Annotated in this window: 3 protein-coding genes; all 3 read left to right on the top strand. The window is 75.5% G+C overall.

What is annotated here, in order from left to right:
• Positions 1-22 precede the first annotated feature (22 nt).
• The 3 genes from A4R25_RS02355 to A4R25_RS02365 are packed head-to-tail and all read left to right on the top strand — an operon-like array spanning position 23 to position 20,046.
• Positions 23-5,017: a type I polyketide synthase gene (locus A4R25_RS02355; RefSeq protein WP_064445430.1), complete on the top strand. Its 4,995-nt coding sequence runs from the start codon at positions 23-25 to the stop codon at positions 5,015-5,017.
• Positions 5,018-5,063: 46 nt separating this feature from the next.
• Positions 5,064-14,561, top strand: coding sequence for a type I polyketide synthase (locus tag A4R25_RS02360; protein ID WP_064445431.1), 9,498 nt, complete (start codon positions 5,064-5,066; stop codon positions 14,559-14,561).
• A gap of 25 nt (positions 14,562-14,586) precedes the next feature.
• Positions 14,587-20,046 (top strand): type I polyketide synthase, encoded by a 5,460-nt coding sequence (locus tag A4R25_RS02365; protein ID WP_064445432.1) that lies wholly within the window; start codon positions 14,587-14,589, stop codon positions 20,044-20,046.
• The last annotated feature ends 58 nt before the right edge of the window (positions 20,047-20,104 follow it).

The following is a 20,104-nucleotide window of genomic DNA, read 5'->3' on the forward strand; positions in this document are numbered from 1 at the left end:
GGACCGAGGCAGGGGCCACCCGATGAGCGACGACAAGCTGCGGTACTTCCTGAAGCGGGTGACAGCCGACCTGCACGACACCAAGCGCAAGCTGCAGACCGTCGAGGCCCGCGACCAGGAACCGCTGGCCATCGTCTCGATGAGCTGCCGCTTCCCGGGTGGCGTGCGGTCGCCGGAGGACCTGTGGGAGCTTGTCGCCGACGGCCGGGACGCGCTGACCGAGTTCCCGGACGACCGGGGCTGGGACCTGGAGGCGCTCTACGACCCCGACCCGAACAAGCCGGGCAAGAGCTACACCCGCATCGGCGGGTTCCTCGACGGCGCCGGTGACTTCGACCCGTCCCTGTTCGGGATCTCGCCGCGTGAGGCCCTCGCCATGGACCCGCAGCAGCGGCTGCTGCTGGAGACGTCCTGGGAGGCCGTCGAGCGGGCCGGCATCGACCCGCTGTCGCTGCGCGGCAGCTCCACCGGTGTCTTCGTCGGGCTGAGCACCTCGAACTACGGCATGGGTCTGCCGAACGTGCCCGAGGGCGTCGACATGTACATCGGCACCGGCAACACCACGAGCGTGGCGTCCGGCCGGATCTCGTTCACCCTCGGCCTCAACGGCCCGGCCGTCACCGTGGACACCGCCTGCTCCTCCTCGCTGGTGGCCCTGCACCTCGCCGTGAACGCCCTGCGCCGCGGCGAGTGCGACCTGGCCATCGCCGGTGGCGTCACCGTCATGGTCACCCCCGGCGTGTTCGTCGTCTTCTCCCGGCAGCGCGGCATGTCCGTCGACGGCCGGTGCCGGGCCTTCGCGGCCGGCGCGGACGGCACCGGCTGGGGCGAGGGCGGCGGCGTGCTCGTCGTGGAGCGGCTGGCCGACGCCGAACGCAACGGCCACCCGGTCCTCGCCGTGATCCGGGGCAGCGCCCTCAACCAGGACGGCGCCTCCAACGGGCTCACCGCCCCCAACGGCCCCTCTCAGCAGCGGGTCATCCGCCAGGCCCTCGCCAACGCCCGGCTCGGCTCCGCCGACGTCGACATGGTCGAGGCGCACGGCACCGGCACCACCCTCGGCGACCCGATCGAGGCGCAGGCGCTCATCGCCACGTACGGGCAGGACCGCCCGGCGGACCGTCCGCTGTGGCTGGGCTCGGTGAAGTCGAACATCGGCCACACCCAGAGCGCCGCCGGCGTCGCCGGGCTGGTCAAGATGGTGATGGCGCTGCGTAACGGCGTCATGCCGGAGACCCTGCACATCGACGAGCCGTCCCCGCACGTGGACTGGACGGCCGGGGCGGTCTCCCTGCTCACCGAGTCCAAGCCGTGGCCGGAACTGGACCGCCCCCGCCGCGGCGGCGTCTCCTCCTTCGGGGTCAGCGGCACCAACGCCCACGTCATCCTGGAGGAGTACCGCCCGCGCGTCGCCGAGGCGGCGACCGTCGACGGCGGGCAGGCGGACGGGACCGGCGCCGTCGAGCCCGCGCGCCGGCCGGGCCTGGTCGCCTCGGACGTGACCCTCTGGCCGGTGTCGGCCCGGTCGAGGACCGCCCTGGGCGGGCAGGCGGCCCGGCTCGCGGACTTCCTGCGCAGGCGCGGCGAGATCGATCCGGCGGCGGTCGGCTGGTCGCTGGCCACCACCCGCTCGACGTTCGACCACCGTGCCGCCGTCGTCGGGTCGACCGCCGACGAGCTGCTGGCCGGGCTGGACGCCCTCGCCGCCGGCCAGCCGGCGGGGAACCTCGTAACCGGTACGGTCACCAGCGCCGGCGCAGGTCCCGTCTTCGTGTTCCCGGGTCAGGGGGCGCAGTCGGCGCGGATGGCGGCCGGGCTCGTCGGTCGTACGCCGGTGTTCGACGCGAAGCTGGCCGAGTGCCAGCGGGCCCTGGCGCCGTACCTCGACGTGGACCTCGTCGCGGTGTTGACCGGTGACGACGAGTCGTGGCTGGAGCGGGTCGAGGTCGTGCAGCCGGTGCTGTGGGCCGTCGGCATCGCCCTGGCGGCCGTGTGGCGCGCGGCGGGCGTCGTCCCGGACGCGGTGATCGGTCACTCCCAGGGCGAGATCGGGGCGGCCTGTGTCGCCGGGATCCTGAGCCTGGAGGACGCCGCGAAGGCAGTGGCGTTGCGGTCGCGGGCGCTGACGGTGCTGCGGGGGACCGGGACGATGGCGTCGATCGACCTGTCCGCCGACGCGGTCACCGAGCGCCTGGGGGAGTTCCCGGGCGTCGGAGTCGCGGCCGTCAACGGGCCGTCCACCGTCGTGGTGTCCGGCCCGCCGCAGCCCGTGGCCGACCTCGTGCAGGCGTGCCAGGCGCAGGGCGTCCGCGCCCGGCTGATCCCCGTGGACTACGCGTCGCACTCCGAGGCCGTGCGGCAGGTGGCCGAGCAGCTCCGCGCGGACCTGGCCGGCGTCACCCCGCGGGCCGGCCACACCCGGCTGGTCTCCACCCTCACGGGCGAGTGGGCCGACCCGCTCACCATGGGCGCGGAGCACTGGTACGACAACCTGCGGCAGACCGTGCAGTTCGACGCCGCGGTCCGTACGGCGGTCGCCGCCGGGCACACCACGTTCGTCGAGATCAGCCCGCACCCGGTGCTGACGATGCCGGTCACCGCGATCCTCGACGACACCGGCGCGAGCGGGCACACCATCGGCAGCCTGCGCCGGGGCGACGACGACGCGACCCGGCTGCTGACCAACCTCGCCACCGCGTACGCCGTCGGCCTGCCCGTCGACCTGGCGGGCGTCCTCGCCGAGACCGAGGTCGCGCCGCTGCCCACGTACGCCTTCGACCACCAGCGGTTCTGGCTCGACGGCAGCGGCGGGCCCGACCTGGAGACCCTGCTGTCGGGCATGAGCGGCGACCCGGGCGACGCGGGCTTCTGGGCCGCCGTCGAGAGCGGGGACGTCACGGCGCTCGCCGAGACCATCGCCACCGAGGAGACCCCGGCACACGAGGTTCTCGACGCGCTGCTGCCGGCCCTGCCGATGCTCACCTCCTGGCGCCGGCAGCGGCGCCGGCAGGCCGACATCGACAGTTGGCGCTACCAGGACACCTGGAAGCCCCTGACCGGCGTCGCCAACCGGGGCATGGACGGCACCTGGGTCGTGGTCATGCCGACCGGCGACATCATCGAGCCCTGGCAGGACGCCTGCGTCGAGGCGATCGCGGCGGCCGGCGCGACGCTCGTGCCGGTGGCCGTCTCCACGCCCGACGTCGACCGCGACCAGTTCGGCAAGCTGCTGCAGGAGGCGCTCGCCGCCGCACCGGGCGGCGACGCCACCGCCGACGCCGCCGGCGTGGTCTCGCTGCTCGCCTTCGACGAGCTGGCCCACCCGCTGTACCCCTCCGTGCCCGGCGGCTTCGCCGCCACCGTCGCGCTCTTCCAGGCCCTCGGCGACATCGGCCTGCGCGCGCCGATGTGGAGCGTCACCTCCGGCGCCGCGTCGGTAGGCATGGCCGACCTGCTGCGCGCCCCGGCGCAGTCGCTGGTCTGGGGCTTCGGCCGGGTCGCCGCGCTGGAGCACCCGCAGCGCTGGGGCGGCCTCGTGGACCTGCCCGAGGCCGTGGAGGACCGCTGTGCCGACCTGCTGGTCGCGGCCCTCACCACCGCCGGGGACGAGGACCAGATCGCGGTACGCCCGAGCGGCCTGCTCGCCCGCCGGCTCACCCGCGTCCCGCTCGGCGACAGTCAGCCCGCCAACCCGTGGCAGCCGTACGGCACGGGGCTCGTCACCGGCGGCACCGGCGCACTCGGTGGGCACGCCGCCCGCTGGCTGGCCCGCAGCGGTGTGGAGAACATCGTCGTCGTCAGCCGGCGGGGCATGGCCGCGCCCGGCGCGCAGCAGCTCGTCGACGACCTCACCGCGCTGGGCGCCCAGGCCACAGTGGTCGAGTGCGACGCCTCCGACCGCGACGCCCTGGCCGAGCTGATCGAGGCGATCCCCGCCGAGTACCCGCTCACCGCGGTCGTGCACGCCTCCGCGGTCCTCGACGACGCCATGATCAACGACATCCGGCCCGAGCAGATCGAACGGGTGCTGCGGGCCAAGGTCGACGTCGCGTACAACCTGCACGAGCTGACCCTCGACCACGAGCTGTCCGCGTTCGTCATGTTCTCGTCCTTCGCCGGCAGCGTGGCCAGCTCCGGCGTCGGCAACTACGCCCCGAGCAACGCGTTCCTCGACGCGCTCGCCCAGCACCGCCGGGGCCTCGGCCTCACCGCCACCTCCGTCGCCTGGGGGGCGTGGGCCGGCGGCGGCATGGCCGACGGGCCGCTCGGCGAGCTGCTGCACCGCCACGGCGTACCCGAGATGACCCCGGAGGCGGCGATCACCGCGCTGCACCAGGCCGTGGACCACGGCGAGGCGTTCCTCACCATCGCCGACATCGCCTGGGAACGGTTCTCCGTCGCGTTCACCGCCACCCGGCCCGGTCCGCTGATCAGCGACCTGCCGGACGTGCGGCGGCTCGCCGCCGCCGAGGCGATGGGCAGCGTGGAGGTCGGCGACGGCCCGGAGTCGTTGCGGGAGCGGCTCGCCGGGCTGCCCGCCGCCGAGCGGTTCGCCGTGCTGCTCGGCCTGGTCCGTGGCCAGGTCGCCGCCGTGCTCAACTACCCGTCCGCCGACTCCGTGGACGAGCATCGGGCGTTCCGGGAGCTGGGCTTCGACTCCGTCACCGCCGTCGAGCTGCGTAACCGGCTCGGCGCGGCCACCGCCGTGGCCCTCCCGGTCACCCTGGTCTTCGACTACCCGACCCCGACGACCCTGGCGGAGTACCTCTACGCCGAGGTCGCCCACGACGACGTGGTCACCCCGAACGCGCTCCTCGACGATCTGGACCGGATCGCCGAGGGCCTCGACGTGGTCGCCCGGGACGAGGCGGCCCGGGTGCGGGCCACCGTACGCCTGCAGGCGATGCTCTCCCGGCTCGGCCAGGACAGCGGTGGCGCCGACATCGGCCGGCACCTCGACGACGCCACCGACGACGAACTGTTCGCGATGGTGGACAAGGACCTCGGCATCTCCTGACCCAGCTCCAGCTCTCTCCCGTCTCTTTCGAGGAAGCGGCACTCCGATGGCCAACGAAGACAAGCTCCGCGACTACCTCAAGCGGGTCATGGCTGATCTCCACGACACCCGCCGCCGACTCAGCGAGGCCCAGTCCCAGGAACTGGAGCCGGTGGCGATCGTGGCGATGAGCTGCCGGTTGCCGGGCGGGGTGCGCAACCCCGACGACCTGTGGGAGCTGTTGCGGGACGGCCGGGACGCCGTCGCGCCCTTCCCCGACGACCGGGGCTGGGACCTGGAGCGCCTCTACCACCCCGACCCCGACCACCCGGGCACCTCGTACGCCCGGGAGGGCGGGTTCGTCGACGGGGCCGGCGACTTCGACTCCGCCTTCTTCGGCATCTCGCCGCGCGAGGCGCTGACCATGGACCCCCAGCAGCGGCTGCTGCTGGAGACCTCCTGGGAGGCGGTAGAGGCCGCCGGCATCGACCCCGCCTCGCTGCGCGGCAGCCGGACCGGGGTGTTCGTCGGCACCAACGGGCAGGACTACGGCACCCTGCTGATGATGTCGCCCGACGGCGACGAAGGGCACTCGATGACCGGGGGCGCGGCGGCCGTCGCGTCGGGCCGGGTGTCGTACGCCCTCGGGCTCGAAGGACCGGCCGTATCCATCGACACGGCCTGCTCGTCGTCGCTGGTGGCGCTGCACCTCGCCGTACAGGCGCTGCGGGCGGGGGAGTGCGACCTGGCGCTGGCCGGCGGGGTGACCGTGATGGCCACCCCGGGCCTCTACATCGGATCCAGCCGGCAGCGCGCACTCTCCACCGACGGGCGCTGCCGGTCGTTCGCCGCCGCCGCCGACGGCGCCGGGTTCTCCGAGGGGGTCGGCTGGCTGCTGGTCGAGCGGCTGTCGGACGCCCGCCGCAACGGCCACCGCGTCCTGGCTGTGGTCCGCGGCACCGCCGTCAACCAGGACGGCGCGTCGAACGGGCTGACCGCGCCCAACGGGCCGGCCCAGCAGCGGGTCATCAGCCAGGCCCTCACCTCCGCCCGGCTCTCCACCGCCGACGTCGACGTGGTGGAGGCGCACGGCACCGGCACCAGGCTGGGCGACCCGATCGAGGCGCAGGCGCTCATCGCCACGTACGGGCAGGACCGTGACGAGGCACCGCCACTGCTGCTCGGCTCGGTGAAGTCGAACATCGGCCATGCCCAGGCCGCCGCGGGCGTGGCCGGCGTGATCAAGCTGGTGCTCGCCATCCGGCACGGCCTCGTGCCGGCGACGCTGCACGTCGACGCGCCGTCGCCGCACGTCGACTGGACGGCCGGCGCGGTGGAACTGGTGACGCAGGCCCGCCCGTGGCCCGAGACGGGCCGGGTACGCCGGGGCGCCGTCTCCTCGTTCGGCATCTCCGGCACCAACGCTCACGTGATCATCGAGCAGTCGGCTGAGCCGGTCGAGTCGGATGCGGGTGGGCGTGGGGCGGGGTTGGTCGCTTCGGATGTGGTGGCCTGGCCGGTGTCGGCGCGGTCGGGGACGGCGTTGGCCGGTCAGGTTGCCCGGCTTGCGCGGCACGTGCGTGAGCGGGGTGGGATCGATCCGGTGGAGGTGGGCTGGTCGTTGGCGGCTACCCGGTCGGCGTTCGATCATCGCGTCGTTGTCGTCGGGTCGTCCGTCGAGGGGTTGCTTGCCGGGCTGGATGCCTTCGCTGCCGGTCAGCCGGCGGGGAACGTGGTCACGGGGGTGGCGTCGAGTCCGGGTGCGGGTCCGGTCTTCGTGTTTCCGGGTCAGGGCGCGCAGTCGGCGCGGATGGCGGCGGGGCTGGTGGGTCGTACGCCGGTGTTCGACGAGTGTCTGGCGGAGTGCCGGCGGGCGTTGGCGCCGTATCTCGATGTGGATCTCGTGTCGGTGCTCACGGGCGAGGACGAGTCGTGGCTGGACCGGGTCGAGGTGGTGCAGCCGGTGCTGTGGGCCGTCGGTGTCGCTCTGGCGGCGGTGTGGCGTGCGGCGGGTGTGGTTCCGGACGCCGTGATCGGCCACTCGCAGGGTGAGATCGGCGCGGCGTGTGTGGCGGGCATTCTGAGCCTGGAGGACGCGGCGCGGACGGTGGCGTTGCGGTCGCGTGCGCTGGCGGTGCTGCGGGGTACCGGGACGATGGCGTCGGTGGACCTGTCGGCGGAGGCGGTGGCCGAGCGGCTGCCGGCGTTCCCGGGTGTCGGGGTCGCGGCGGTCAACGGCCCGTCCACCGTCGTGGTGTCGGGTCCGCCGGAGCACGTCGCCGGCCTTGTCCAGGCGTGCGGGGCCGAGGGTGTTCGTGCCCGGCTGATCCCGGTGGACTACGCGTCGCATTCGCCCGCGGTGCAGGAGGTCGCCGAGCAGCTTCGGGCGGACCTGGCCGGTGTCGGTCCGCGGGCCGGTCACACCCGGCTCGTGTCCACTCTCACCGGGGACTGGGTGGATCCGGCGGTGATGACCGCTGACTACTGGTACGACAACCTGCGGCAGACTGTGCTCTTCGACGCGGCCGTGCGGACGGCTGTTGCTGCCGGGCACACCACGTTCGTCGAGATCAGCCCGCACCCGGTGCTGACGATGCCGGTCACCGCGATCCTCGACGACACCGGCGTGAGCGGGCACACCATCGGCAGTCTGCGTCGTGGTGACGACGACGCGACCCGGCTGCTGACCAACCTCGCCACCGCGTACGCCGTCGGCCTGCCCGTCGACCTGACGAGGGTGCTGCCCGCCGCGGCCACCGTCGACCTGCCCACGTACGCCTTCGACCACCACCGGTACTGGCCCGCGCCGCCGCTCTTCCTCACCGCGGCCGACGCCGCCCCGGACATCGACCGCTGGCGCTACCGGGTCACCTGGCGGGCCCTGCCCGACCTGCCGCTGACCTGGCTCGCCGGCACCTGGCTCGTGCCGGTGCCCGCGGCGCTGGGCGACGACCCGCTGGTCACCGACGTGCTGTCGGCCCTGGGTAACTTCGGCGCGGACGTCGTCCCGGTGGAGTTGGACGTCACACACGACCCGGCGGCGCTGGCCGAGCGGCTGAGCGCCGCGCTCACCGGCCCGGACGGACCCGTCGCCGTGCTCTCGCTGCTGGGTCTGGACGAGCGGGCGCACCCGGAGCACCCGGCCACCTCGCTGGCCGTCTCGGGCACCGCCCTGCTGGTGCAGGCGCTCGGGCTGCTCGGCGTCGAGGCGCCGCTGTGGTGCGCCACCCGGGGAGCCGTCGTGGCCTGCGCCGACGACCCGGCGCCGCGCCCCGCCGCCGCCTCCGTCTGGGGGCTCGGCCGCGCCGTCGCCCTGGAACACCCCGCCCGCTGGGGCGGCCTGCTCGACCTGCCCGACGTGCTCGACGCGCAGGCCGGCGCGCTGCTCTGCGCGGCGCTCGGCGCCAGCGGTGGCGAAGACACCTTCGGCGACGACGGCGCGGAGCAGTCCGGCCGGGGCGAGGACCAGCTCGCCGTCCGCGCCTCCGGCGTCTTCGTCCGCCGCCTCACCCGGATCACCGAACCCGAGCCGGTCGACTCCGGCGACGCGGACGACACCCGGCGGATGCGCGGCACCGTGCTGATCACCGGTGGCACCGGCGGACTGGGCGGGCATCTGGCCCGCTGGGCGGGCCGCTCCGGCGCCGCGCACGTCCTGCTGGCCAGCCGGCGCGGCCCGGACGCGCCGGGCGCCGCCGAGCTGGAGGCGGAGCTGACCGGTCTCGGCGTACGGGTCACAGTGGCCCGCTGCGACGTCGCCGACCGGGCACAGGTGGCCGACCTGCTCGCCGCCGTCCCCGCCGACGCCCCGCTGAGCGCCGTGCTGCACACCGCCGCCGTCCTCGACGACGGCATCGTCGACACCGTCACCGCGCAGCGCCTGCACACCGTCGCCGCGTCGAAGTGCGTCGCCGCGCTGCACCTGGACGAGCTGACCCGCGACCTCGACCTGGACGCCTTCGTGCTCTTCTCCTCGGTGGCCGGAACCACCGGCAACGCCGGGCAGGGCGCGTACGGGGCGGCCAACGCCTTCCTCGACGCCCTCGCCGAGCGGCGCCGGGCCGAGGGACTGCCGGCCCTCTCGGTGGCCTGGGGCGCCTGGCGCGGGGCCGGCCTGCCCGCCGAGAACGAACGCGCCCAGGAACGGCTGCGCCGGGGCGGCATGATCGGCATGGACCCGGAACTGGCCGTCGAGGCCCTCGCCCGGGCGCTGCGCCGCGACGAGCCCACCACAGTCGTCGCCGACATCGACTGGGCCCGTTTCGCCCCCGCGTTCACCCTGGTGCGGCCCAGCCCGCTGATCGGCGACCTCGCCGAGGCCCAGGAGGCGACGCAGCCGGCCGGGCAGCAGGAGGCCGCCGAGGAGGAGACGGGCGTACCATCGGCCCTCGCCCGGCGGCTCGCCGCGCTCGCGCCGGGGGAGCGCACCGCGACACTGCTGGAGCTGGTGCGGCAGTGCGCGGCGACGGCCCTCGGCTACGGCGCCGCCGACGACATCCCGGCCACCCAGCCCTTCCGCGACCTCGGCCTGGATTCGCTGACGGCAGTCGACATGCGCAACTTCCTGGCCGCCGCCACCGACCTGCGGCTGCCCGCGACGCTCGCCTTCGACTATCCGAACCCGACGGTGCTCGCCGCGCACCTCGGCGAACTGCTCACCGGGATCGTCCCCGACGCGACCACCCCCGCCCCGGCCGCCGCGGCCGAGGACGACGACCCGATCGCCATCGTGGCGATGAGCTGCCGCCTGCCCGGTGGGGCGGACACCCCGGAGCAACTGTGGCAGCTCCTCGCCGCCGGCGGCGACGCCATCGGGGAGTTCCCCACCGACCGGGGCTGGGACCTGGACCGGCTCTTCGACTCCGACCCGGAGAAGGAGGGCACCAGCTACGCCCGTGAGGGTGGCTTCGTCACCGGCGCCACCGACTTCGACGCCGGCTTCTTCGGCATCAGCCCCCGCGAGGCCCTCGCCATGGACCCGCAGCAGCGGCTGCTGCTGGAGGCGTCCTGGGAGGCGGTCGAGCGGGCCGGGATCGACCCGCACACGCTGCGCGGCAGCGCCACCGGCGTATTCGTCGGCACCAACTACCAGGACTACCGCAACCTGATGTTCAGCGCCGAGGGCGCCGAGGGGCACCTGATGACCGGCAACGCCGGCAGCGTCCTGTCGGGCCGGGTGTCGTACACCCTCGGGCTGGAGGGCCCCGCCGTCTCGGTCGACACCGCCTGCTCGTCGTCGCTGGTCGCGCTGCACTGGGCCTGCCAGGCGCTGCGCCGCTCGGAGTGCTCACTCGCCCTGGTCGGCGGCGTCACCGTCATGTCCACCCCCGGGGTGTTCGTCGGCTTCAGCCGGCAGCGGGGCCTCGCCCCGGACAGCCGGGTCAAGGCGTTCGCCTCCGCCGCCGACGGCACCGGCTGGGGCGAGGGCCTCGGCCTGCTGCTCGTCGAGCGGCTCTCCGACGCCCGCCGCAACGGTCACCCGGTGCTCGCGGTCATCCGGGGCAGCGCCGTCAACCAGGACGGCGCTTCCAACGGCCTCACCGCCCCGAACGGGCCGTCGCAGCAGCGGGTGATCCGGCAGGCGCTCGCCAACGCCGGCCTCGCCCCGGCCGACGTGGACGCCGTCGAGGCGCACGGCACCGGCACGAAGCTCGGCGACCCGATCGAGGCGCAGGCCCTGCTCGCCACGTACGGCCGGGAGCGGCCCGCCGAGCAGCCGCTCTGGCTCGGCTCGATCAAGTCGAACATCGGTCACACCCAGGCCGCCGCCGGTGTCGCCGGGATCATCAAGATGGTGCTGGCGCTGCGGCACGGCTACCTGCCGCAGACCCTGCACGTGGACGAGCCGACCGACCAGGTGGACTGGAGCGTCGGTGCGGTCGAACTGCTCCGCGAGGGCCGCCCCTGGCCGGTCACCGACCACCCGCGCCGCGCCGCCGTCTCCTCGTTCGGCATCAGCGGCACCAACGCGCACACCATCCTGGAGCAGGCCCCGGAGCCGGTCGAAGCCGAGCAGCCGACCGGTGACCCGGCGCGGCTGCCGGTGGTGCCGGTGCTGCTGTCGGGCCGTTCGGGGCTCGCGCTGGCCGCCCAGGCGCAGCGCTGGTCCGAGCAGCTCACCGGGCTGGAGGCGCCACGTACGGTCGACGTCGGCTGGTCGTCGGCCGTCGCCCGGGCCGCCCTGGAACACCGGGCCGTCGTGCTGGCCACCGACCGGATCGCGCTGGGCGCCGGGCTGCGCGCCCTCGGCGCCGGCGAGGACGCGCCGCTGGTGGTCACCGGCGTGGCGGTGCCCCGGCCGAAGGTGGCGTACCTGTTCTCGGGGCAGGGCGCCCAGCGGGCCGGGATGGGTCGCGAGCTGGCCGAGGCGTTCCCCGTCTTCGCCGCCGCCCTGGACGAGGCCTGCGCCGCCCTCGACGCGCACCTGCCCCGCCCGCTCAGGCCACTGCTCTTCGCCGAGCCCGGCACGCATGAGGCCGAGGCGCTGGACCGCACCGAATTCACCCAGCCGGCGCTGTTCGCCGTGGAGGTGGCGCTGTTCCGGCTGTTCGAGGCGTGGGGGGTCCGCCCCGACGCCGTCGCCGGGCACTCGATCGGCGAGATCGCGGCCGCCCACGCCGCCGGTGTGCTCTCCCTGGCCGACGCCGCCGAGCTGGTCGCCGCCCGGGGCCGGCTGATGCAGGCGCTGCCGGCCGGGGGGGCGATGCTCGCCGTCGCCGCCACCGAGGCCGAGGTGACCGCCACGCTCGGTGAGCGGGCCGACCGGGTCTCCGTCGCGGCCGTCAACGGCCCCGCCGCGGTCGTGGTGTCCGGGGCCGGCGACGCCGTCGAGGAACTGGCCGCCCAGTGGGCCGCCCGGGGTGTCCGGGTCCGGCGCCTGGCGGTCAGCCACGCGTTCCACAGTCCGCTGATGGATCCGGTGCTCGACGACCTCGCCGCCGTCGCCGGACGGCTGCGGTACGCGGCTCCGAGCATCCCGATGGTCTCCACCGTCACCGGCGCGCCGGTCGACGCGGCGGAGATCGGCGCGCCCGGCTACTGGGTGCGCCACGCCCGCGAGGCGGTACGCTTCGCCGACGCCGTCGTGGCACTGCGCGAGCGCAACGTCACCGGCTACGTCGAGATCGGCCCGGACGGGGTGCTCACCGCCCTCGCCCAGGCCGTCCTGGCCGATGCCCCGGCCGGCGGCCGGGCCCCGCTGGTGGTGCCCGCCCTGCGCCGGGACCGCGCCGAGCCGAGCACCCTGCTGCGCGCGCTCGCCGCGCTGCACACCCACGGCGTCTCCCCGGACTGGTCCGCCGTCTACGCCGGTACCGGCGCCCAGCGGGTCGAGCTGCCCACCTACGCGTTCGACCGGCAGCGCTACTGGCCGGAGCCGCCGCCGTGGGCCGCCCTCGTGGCCGCCGACGAGGCCACCGAGGTCGAGCGCCGCTTCTGGGCCGCGGTCGAGGCCGAGGACCTGGAGTCGCTGGCCCGCGACCTCGACGTGCACCGCGACCAGCCGTTCGGCACCGTGCTGCCCGCCCTGTCGGCGTGGCGCCGGCGCGGCCGGGAGCAGGCCCTGGTCGACGGCACCCGCTACCGGGCGGTCTGGGAGCCCATCGCGGAGACCTCGCAGGAGCAGGACCCCGGCCGGTGGCTGGTGCTGCTGCCCGCCGACCGGGCCGACGACCCCGACCTGCACTCCTGCACCTGGGCCCTGGGCGCCGAGGTGAGCATCGTGCCCGTGGACACCGCCGCCGACTCCGAGGAGCTGTGCGGCGGGTTCGCCGACGTGCTCACCGAGGCGCTCGGCGCGGGCGACGGGCCGCTGTCGATCCTGTCCTTCCTCGGCCTGGACGACGCCCCGCACGCCGAGCACCCGGCGCTGCCGCGCGGCCTCGCCGCGACCGTGCACCTGCTCCAGCAGCTCGTCGACCTCGACGCCTCGGTCCGGCTCTGGTGCGTCACCCAGGGCGCCGTCGGCCTCGGCGACGGCGACGCCCCGGCCAACCCGCGGCAGGCGATGCTGTGGGGCCTGGGCCGGGTGGCCGCGCTGGAGCAGCCCGCCCGCTGGGCCGGGCTGGTCGACCTGCCCACTGACCTGGAGCCGTGGACGGCGATGCGTCTCGGCGGCATCCTCACCGGCGGCGGCGTGGAGGACCAGCTCGCCGTCCGCGAGTCCGGGGTGCTGGTGCGGCGGCTCGTACCGGCCACCACCACCGACGGGGAACTCACGCCGTGGCAGCCCCGGGGCACGGTGCTGATCACCGGCGGCGCCGGTGCGCTCGGTGGGCACGTGGCCCGCTGGGTGGCCGCCGAGGGCGCGCAACGGGTGGTGCTGACCAGCCGGCGGGGGACCGGCACCCCGGGCGCCGCCGAGCTGATCTCCGAGCTGGCCGGGCTCGGCGTGGACTGCCGGGTGGTCCGCTGCGACGCCGCCGACCGCGCCGCCGTCACCGACCTCCTGGCCGATCTCCGGCGGGAGGGGCCGCCGCTGCGCGCGGTGGTGCACGCCGCGGGTGTCAGCGAGGTGGTGCCGCTGGCCGACACCACCCTGGAGGACCTGGCGTACGTCATCGCCCCGAAGGTCTGCGGCGCCGAACACCTCGACGAGCTGCTCGGCGACGCCGAACTGGACGCGTTCGTGCTCTTCTCGTCCATCTCGGCGGTGTGGGGCAGCGGCGGACAGGGCGCGTACGCGGCCGGTAACGCCTACCTGGACGCGCTCGCCGAGCGGCGACGCGGCCAGGGCCGGGCGGCCACCTCCATCGCCTGGGGACCGTGGACCGAGTCGGGCATGTACACCGAGGGTGCGGCGGAGCAACTGCGCCGCCGCGGCCTCCAGGTGATGCCGCCCGGCGTGGCGATGGCCGGGCTGCGGCACGCCCTGGCGGTCGGCGACAGCTGCGTCACCGTCGCCGACGTCGACTGGGCCACCTTCCAGCCGCTGTTCACCTCGCTGCGGCCCAGTCCGCTGCTGGCCGACCTGCCGGCCGTACGCGGGCTGGCCGCCGCCCCCGCCGAGGCGCCGGAGGCGGTCGCGCCCGGCGCCCGGGACCTGCTCGCCGGGCTGCGGGCGCTGCCGGACGACGAGCGGCGGGCCGCACTGCTGGAGATGGTGCGGGTCGACGCGGCGAAGGTGCTCGGCCACCCCTCCGCCGACGCGATCGAGACCGACCGGGGCTTCCTGGACCTCGGCTTCGACTCGCTCACCGCCGTGGAACTGCGCAACCTGCTCACCGCGGCGACCGGGCACGACCTGCCCACCACCGTCGTCTTCGACTACCCCACCCCGGACGGCCTGGCCGGCCACCTGTACGAGCAGCTCTTCGCGGGCGCTGCGGGGGAGGACGGCGACGGCGGCGACGAGGAGTCCGTGCGCCGGGCCCTCGCCGCGATCCCGCTCGACGAGCTGCGGCAGGCGGGCCTGCTCGACCAGCTGCTCCAGCTGGCCCGTACGAGTGCCGGCACGCCGGCCGTGGCGTCCGCTGCCCCGGTCACGCCGTCCGCACCCGAGACCCAGATCCGCGAACTCGACGTCGCCGGCCTGGTCCGGATGGCCCTGGAAGGCTCCGACTCGTGACCCGGCCGGCCCTGAGGAGCGCCCGATGAATGTTTCCCTGGACGAGGTCGTCGGCGCGCTGCGTGCGTCCCTGCTCGACAACCAGAAGCTCAAGCAGCAGAACCAGCAGCTCACCGCCGCGCTCAGCGAACCGGTGGCGATCATCGGCATGAGCTGCCGGTTCCCCGGCGGTGTCGGGTCACCCGAGCAACTGTGGGACCTGGTGGCCGCCGGCGGCGACGCGATGTCGGCGTTCCCGGACGACCGGGGCTGGAACCTGGGCGCGCTCTACGACCCGGACCCCGACCCCGACAGCCGGGGCACGTCGTACGTGCGTGAGGGCGGGTTCCTCTACTCCGCCGGGGACTTCGACCCGGCGTTCTTCGGCATCAGTCCCCGCGAGGCCCTCGCCATGGACCCGCAGCAGCGGCTGCTGCTGGAGACCGCCTGGGAGGCGTTCGAGCGGGCCGGCATCGACCCCACCCGGCTGCGCGGCGCGCCCACCGGTGTCTACGCGGCCACCAGCAGCCAGGGTGACTACGCGGCCCTGCTCACCGGGGTCACCGGCGGCGTCGAGGGCTACCTCGGCACCGGCAGCGCCGCAGCCGTGGCGAGCGGCCGGATCTCCTACGCTCTCGGGCTGGAGGGGCCGGCGGTCACCGTGGACACCGCGTGCAGCTCGTCGCTGGTCGCGCTGCACCTCGCCTGCCAGGCGCTGCGGCTGGGCGAATGCACGATGGCGCTGGTCGGCGGGGTGTCGGTGATGGCCACCCCGACCGTCTTCGTGGAGTTCTCCCGGCAGCGGGGCCTGTCCACCGACGGCCGGTGCAAGTCGTTCGCCGCCGCCGCCGACGGCACCGGCTGGTCCGAGGGGGCCGGCATGCTGCTCGTCGAGCGGCTCTCCGACGCCCGCCGCAACGGCCACCCGGTCCTCGCCGTGCTGCGCGGCAGCGCCGTCAACCAGGACGGTGCGAGCAGCGGGCTGACCGCTCCGAACGGCCCGTCGCAGCGCCGGGTGATCCGGCAGGCTCTGGCGAACGCGGGGCTGGGTGCCGACCAGGTCGATGTCGTCGAGGCGCACGGTACGGGCACCACGTTGGGTGATCCGATCGAGGCGCAGGCGCTGATCGCGACGTATGGGCAGGGTCGGTCCGCGGATCGGCCGTTGTGGCTCGGCTCGGTGAAGTCGAACATCGGGCACACCCAGGCGGCGGCGGGTGTGGCCGGGGTGATGAAGATGGTGCTGGCGATGCGGCACGGGGTGCTGCCGCCCACGCTGCACGTGGACGAGCCCACCCCGCACGTCGACTGGTCGGCCGGGGCGGTGTCCCTGCTGACCGGCCCGCAGCCATGGCCGGAGACCGGGCAGCCACGCCGGGCCGCGGTCTCCGCGTTCGGCATCAGCGGCACCAACGCACACGTCGTCATCGAGCAGGCCGCCGCGACGGACACCGACGACGTCCGGCCGGCCGGTACGCCCGCCCCGCCGGTACCGTGGATCGTCTCGGCCCGCTCCGCACCGGCCCTGGCCGGGCAGGCGCGGCGGCTGCTGGCGCATCTGGCCGATCACCCCGATCTGACCCCCGCCGACGTGGCGTACTCGCTGGTCACCACCCGGGCGGCCCTGCCGTACCGGGCAGCGGTGATCGGCGGGGACCGCGACGCGCTGCGGGCCGGCCTGCACGCGGTCGCCGAGGAGCGCGACACCCCCGGCGTGGTGCGAGGCGTGGCCCGCCCGGCCGGCAAGGTCGCGTTCCTCTTCACCGGGCAGGGTGCCCAGCGCCTCGGCATGGGCGCCGAGCTGTGCCGCCGGTTCCCGGTCTTCGCCGCCGCCTTCGACGAGGTGGCCGGGGAGCTGAACCGGCACTTGAGCCGGCCGCTGCGGGAGGTGGTCTTCGCCGAGGCCGACTCGCCCGGCGCGGATCTGCTGGACCGTACCGAGTTCACCCAGCCGGCGCTGTTCGCCTACGAGGTCGCCGCATACCGGCTGGTCACCGCCTGGGGGCTACGCCCGCAGTTCCTGCTCGGCCACTCGGTCGGCGAGCTGGCGGCGGCACACGTCGCCGGGGTGCTGTCGCTGGCCGACGCGGCGACCCTGGTGGCCGCCCGGGCCCGGCTCATGCAGCAGTTGCCGCCCGGCGGGGCGATGCTGGCGGTGCAGGCGTCCGAGGCGGAGGTGGTCCCGCTGCTCGACGAGCGGGTGTCCCTGGCCGCCGTGAACGGCCCCCGGTCGGTGGTGCTCTCCGGCGACGAGGAGGCCGTGCTCGCGGCGGGGCGGCGGCTGTCCGCCGAGGACCGGCGGTCCCGTCGGCTGCGGGTCAGCCACGCCTTCCACTCCGCCCGGATGGACGCCATGCTGGCCGACTTCCGGATCGTCGCGGAGAAGGTCGCGTGGCACCCGCCGAACCTTCCGATCGTCTCCGACCGCACCGGCGAGCCGCTCACCGCCGCCCAGGCCACGGACCCGGGCTACTGGGTCGACCACGTCCGGGACACCGTCCGTTTCCACGCGGGCGTCGCCACCCTCGCCGCCGGCGGCGTCGGAACCTTCGTGGAACTCGGCCCCGACAGCGCCCTGACCGTGCTGGCCCGGGAGTGCCTGCCCGACATGGAACCGGCGGCCTTCGTGCCGCTCGCCCGCCGGGACCAGCCGGAGGCGACCACGCTGCTCGGCGCGCTGGCCGCGGTCGACCTGCGCGGTGCCGGGGTCGACTGGGCGGCTCCCTTCGACGGCAGCGACGCCGCGCGCGTCGAGCTGCCCACCTACGCCTTCCACCGCGAGCGTTTCTGGCCGGACCCGCCCACAGTGGATCTCATCCCGCCCGCCGCGACCGGAGAGGACGAGGAGTTCTGGGCGGCCGTGGCGCAGGGACGACCGGCCGAGCTGGCCGCCGAGCTCGGCCTGCCCGCCGACCGGCAGGACGCGCTCGCCGACGTGCTGCCCGCCCTCGCCTCCTACCGGGACCGGCGGCGTCGCGGATCGGAGCTGGACGGGCTGCGCTACCGCGCCGACTGGGAACGCGTCGACCTGTCCCCGGCCCGTACCACGCCGACCGGCCGATGCCTGCTGGTGGCCGGGGCCGGCACCGACGCCACCGCGGTGCTCACCGTGCTGCGCGCCGAGGGCCTGGAGCCGACGCTGGTCACGGTCGGAGACGACCTGGACGCCGTCGCCCGGGCCTCGCTCGCCGACGGCACCTGGTCGGTCGTGGTCTCGCTGCTGGCGGCGCAGGACCCGGCGGCCGGCGCGGGAACCGGCGCGCTCGCCGGGACGGCCGCGCTGGTGCGGGCCCTCGCCGCTGCGGGGAACGGCACGCCGATGTGGACCGTGACCCGGGGCGCGGTGGCCGTCGACGCGCACGACGCCGCTCCCGGCGTGGCCGGGGCGTACCTCTGGGGCCTGGGCCGGGTGCTGGCGCTGGAGCAGCCGCGCGTGTGGGGCGGGCTGGTCGACCTGCCGGCGGAGCCGGACGACGTCGCGCTCGCCGCGCTCGCCCGGGTCGTCGCGTCCGGCGGCGACGAGGACCAGGTGGCGGTACGCGCCGGCGGGGTGTATGCCCGGCGGCTCCGCCGGGCCCCGGCCGGCGCCACCGATACGGACTGGCGGCCCCGCGGCGCGGTCCTGGTGCACGGGTCCGCGCAGGTGCGTACCCCGCACCTGCTGCGCTGGCTCGCCGAGCGCGGCGCGTCGCACCTCGTCCTCGTGGGGCCGGTGGCGGATGCCGACCCGCCCGGCCCGGACGTCACAGTCACCGCCGTCGGCGACCTGGACGGGCTGCCCGAGGTGCTGGACCGACTGGCCGCCACCGGCAGCGAGATCCGCACCGTCCTGCACGTCGCCGACTCCGACGGGGCCGGCGACCCGGTGGCGGTGCTGGACCCGCACGAGCTGGCCGACGCCGTGGCCGCCCGTACCGCCGCCGTGGAACTGCTCGGGCGGGCCTGCGCCGGCCTGCCGGTCGACGAGTTCGTCGTCTTCGCCTCGACGGCCGCCGTCTGGGGCAGCGGGGGAGCGGCGGTCGCCGCCGCCGTGGGCGCCGGGCTGGCGGCGCTGGCCGCGGGCTGGCGTGCCGCCGGCCGCCCGGCCACCGTCGTCGCGTGGGTGCCCTGGGCGGACGAGATCACCGACGCGGCGCAGTTGCGCCGCCGGGGGGTCCGGCCGCTGCCCGCCGACGTGGCCCTGTCCGCGCTGGGGCAGGCTCTGGTCCGCGGCGACGACCAACTGGCCGTGGCCGACCTCGACTGGCCCGCGTTCGTGCCGGCCTTCACCGCCGTACGGCCCAGCGCGCTACTGCGCGGCGTGCCCGAGGCGACGGCCGGCGCGGAGCCGGGGGCCGGCGACGCCGCGACCGATCCCGCCCGCGCGCTGCGCGAGCGGCTGGCCGGCGTTCCGGCCGGCGACCGGCACCGGATCCTGCTGGACCTGGTCCGGGCGCGGGTGGCCACCGTCCTCGGGCACGCCTCGCCCAACGCGGTCGAGGCCGACCGGGACTTCCTGGAACTCGGCTTCGACTCGCTGACCGCACTGGAACTGCGCGACGCGCTGCGCCAGGAGACCGCGGTGGAGCTGTCGGCGACCCTGCTCTTCGACCACCCCACCCCTACGGAGCTGGCCGTTCACCTGCTCGGCCAGCTCCTCGGCGCGGACGACGCCGGTGGACCTGCCGGGGAGAGTGCCGGCGGCGGACTGCTCGGTGGGTTGTTCAACCAGCCGAAGGCGCGCGAGGACCCGGCCGGGTATGCCGAACTGCTGGTCAAACTCGCCCAGTTCCGCCCCCGCTTCCGCGAGCCGGCGCAGCTCACCCGCCCGGCCGGGATCCTCCGGCTGGCCGAGGGCGGCGCCCGGGCGCAGTTGGTGTGCTGCTGCACGATGTCGCTGCTCTCCGGCGCGCACGAGTACGCCCGGCTGGCCGCCGGCTTCCGGGGCGTACGTGACGTGTGGGCCCTGCCCAACCCCGGGTTCGGCGTGGGCGAGGAGCTTCCCGCCGACCTCGACGCGCTGCTGCGGGTGCACGCCGACACGGTGCTGCGTACCGTCGGTGCCGGCCCGTTCGTGGTGGCTGGTCACTCCGGTGGTGCGATGGTGGCCAACCTGCTCGCCGGGGAGCTGGAACGCCAGGGCCGCCCGCCGGACGCGGTGGTGCTCATGGACACCTACCCGGCCGACAGCGAGGTGCTCGGCGGGTGGGTGCCGCAGCTTCTCGACGGGATGATCGACCGGGACACCGCGTACACGCCGATGGACGACTGGCGGACGACGGCGTGGGCGGGCTACCTGCCGCTGTTCCTGGACTGGCAGCCGACCGAGATGGCGGCGGCGACCCTGCTGGTGCGGGCCACCGAGCCGCTGGGGGAGTGGGACGGCGAACCGGACGGCTGGCGGTCGCGCTGGCCCTACCCGCACGAGGCTGTCGACGCGGCCGGCGACCACTTCAGCATGGTCGCCGACCGGGGGCCGGAACTCGCCGGCACGGTCCAGCGCTGGCTGGCCGCGCGGGGTCTGTGACCGGTTCCGCCCCTGGCGTGCCCCTAGCGCCCCCTATCGGCACACATACATCTATCGG

This window comes from Micromonospora sp. NBRC 110037 (genome assembly GCF_001652995.1).
In the GTDB taxonomy this organism is placed as follows: Bacteria; Actinomycetota; Actinomycetes; order Mycobacteriales; family Micromonosporaceae; genus Micromonospora; species Micromonospora chalcea.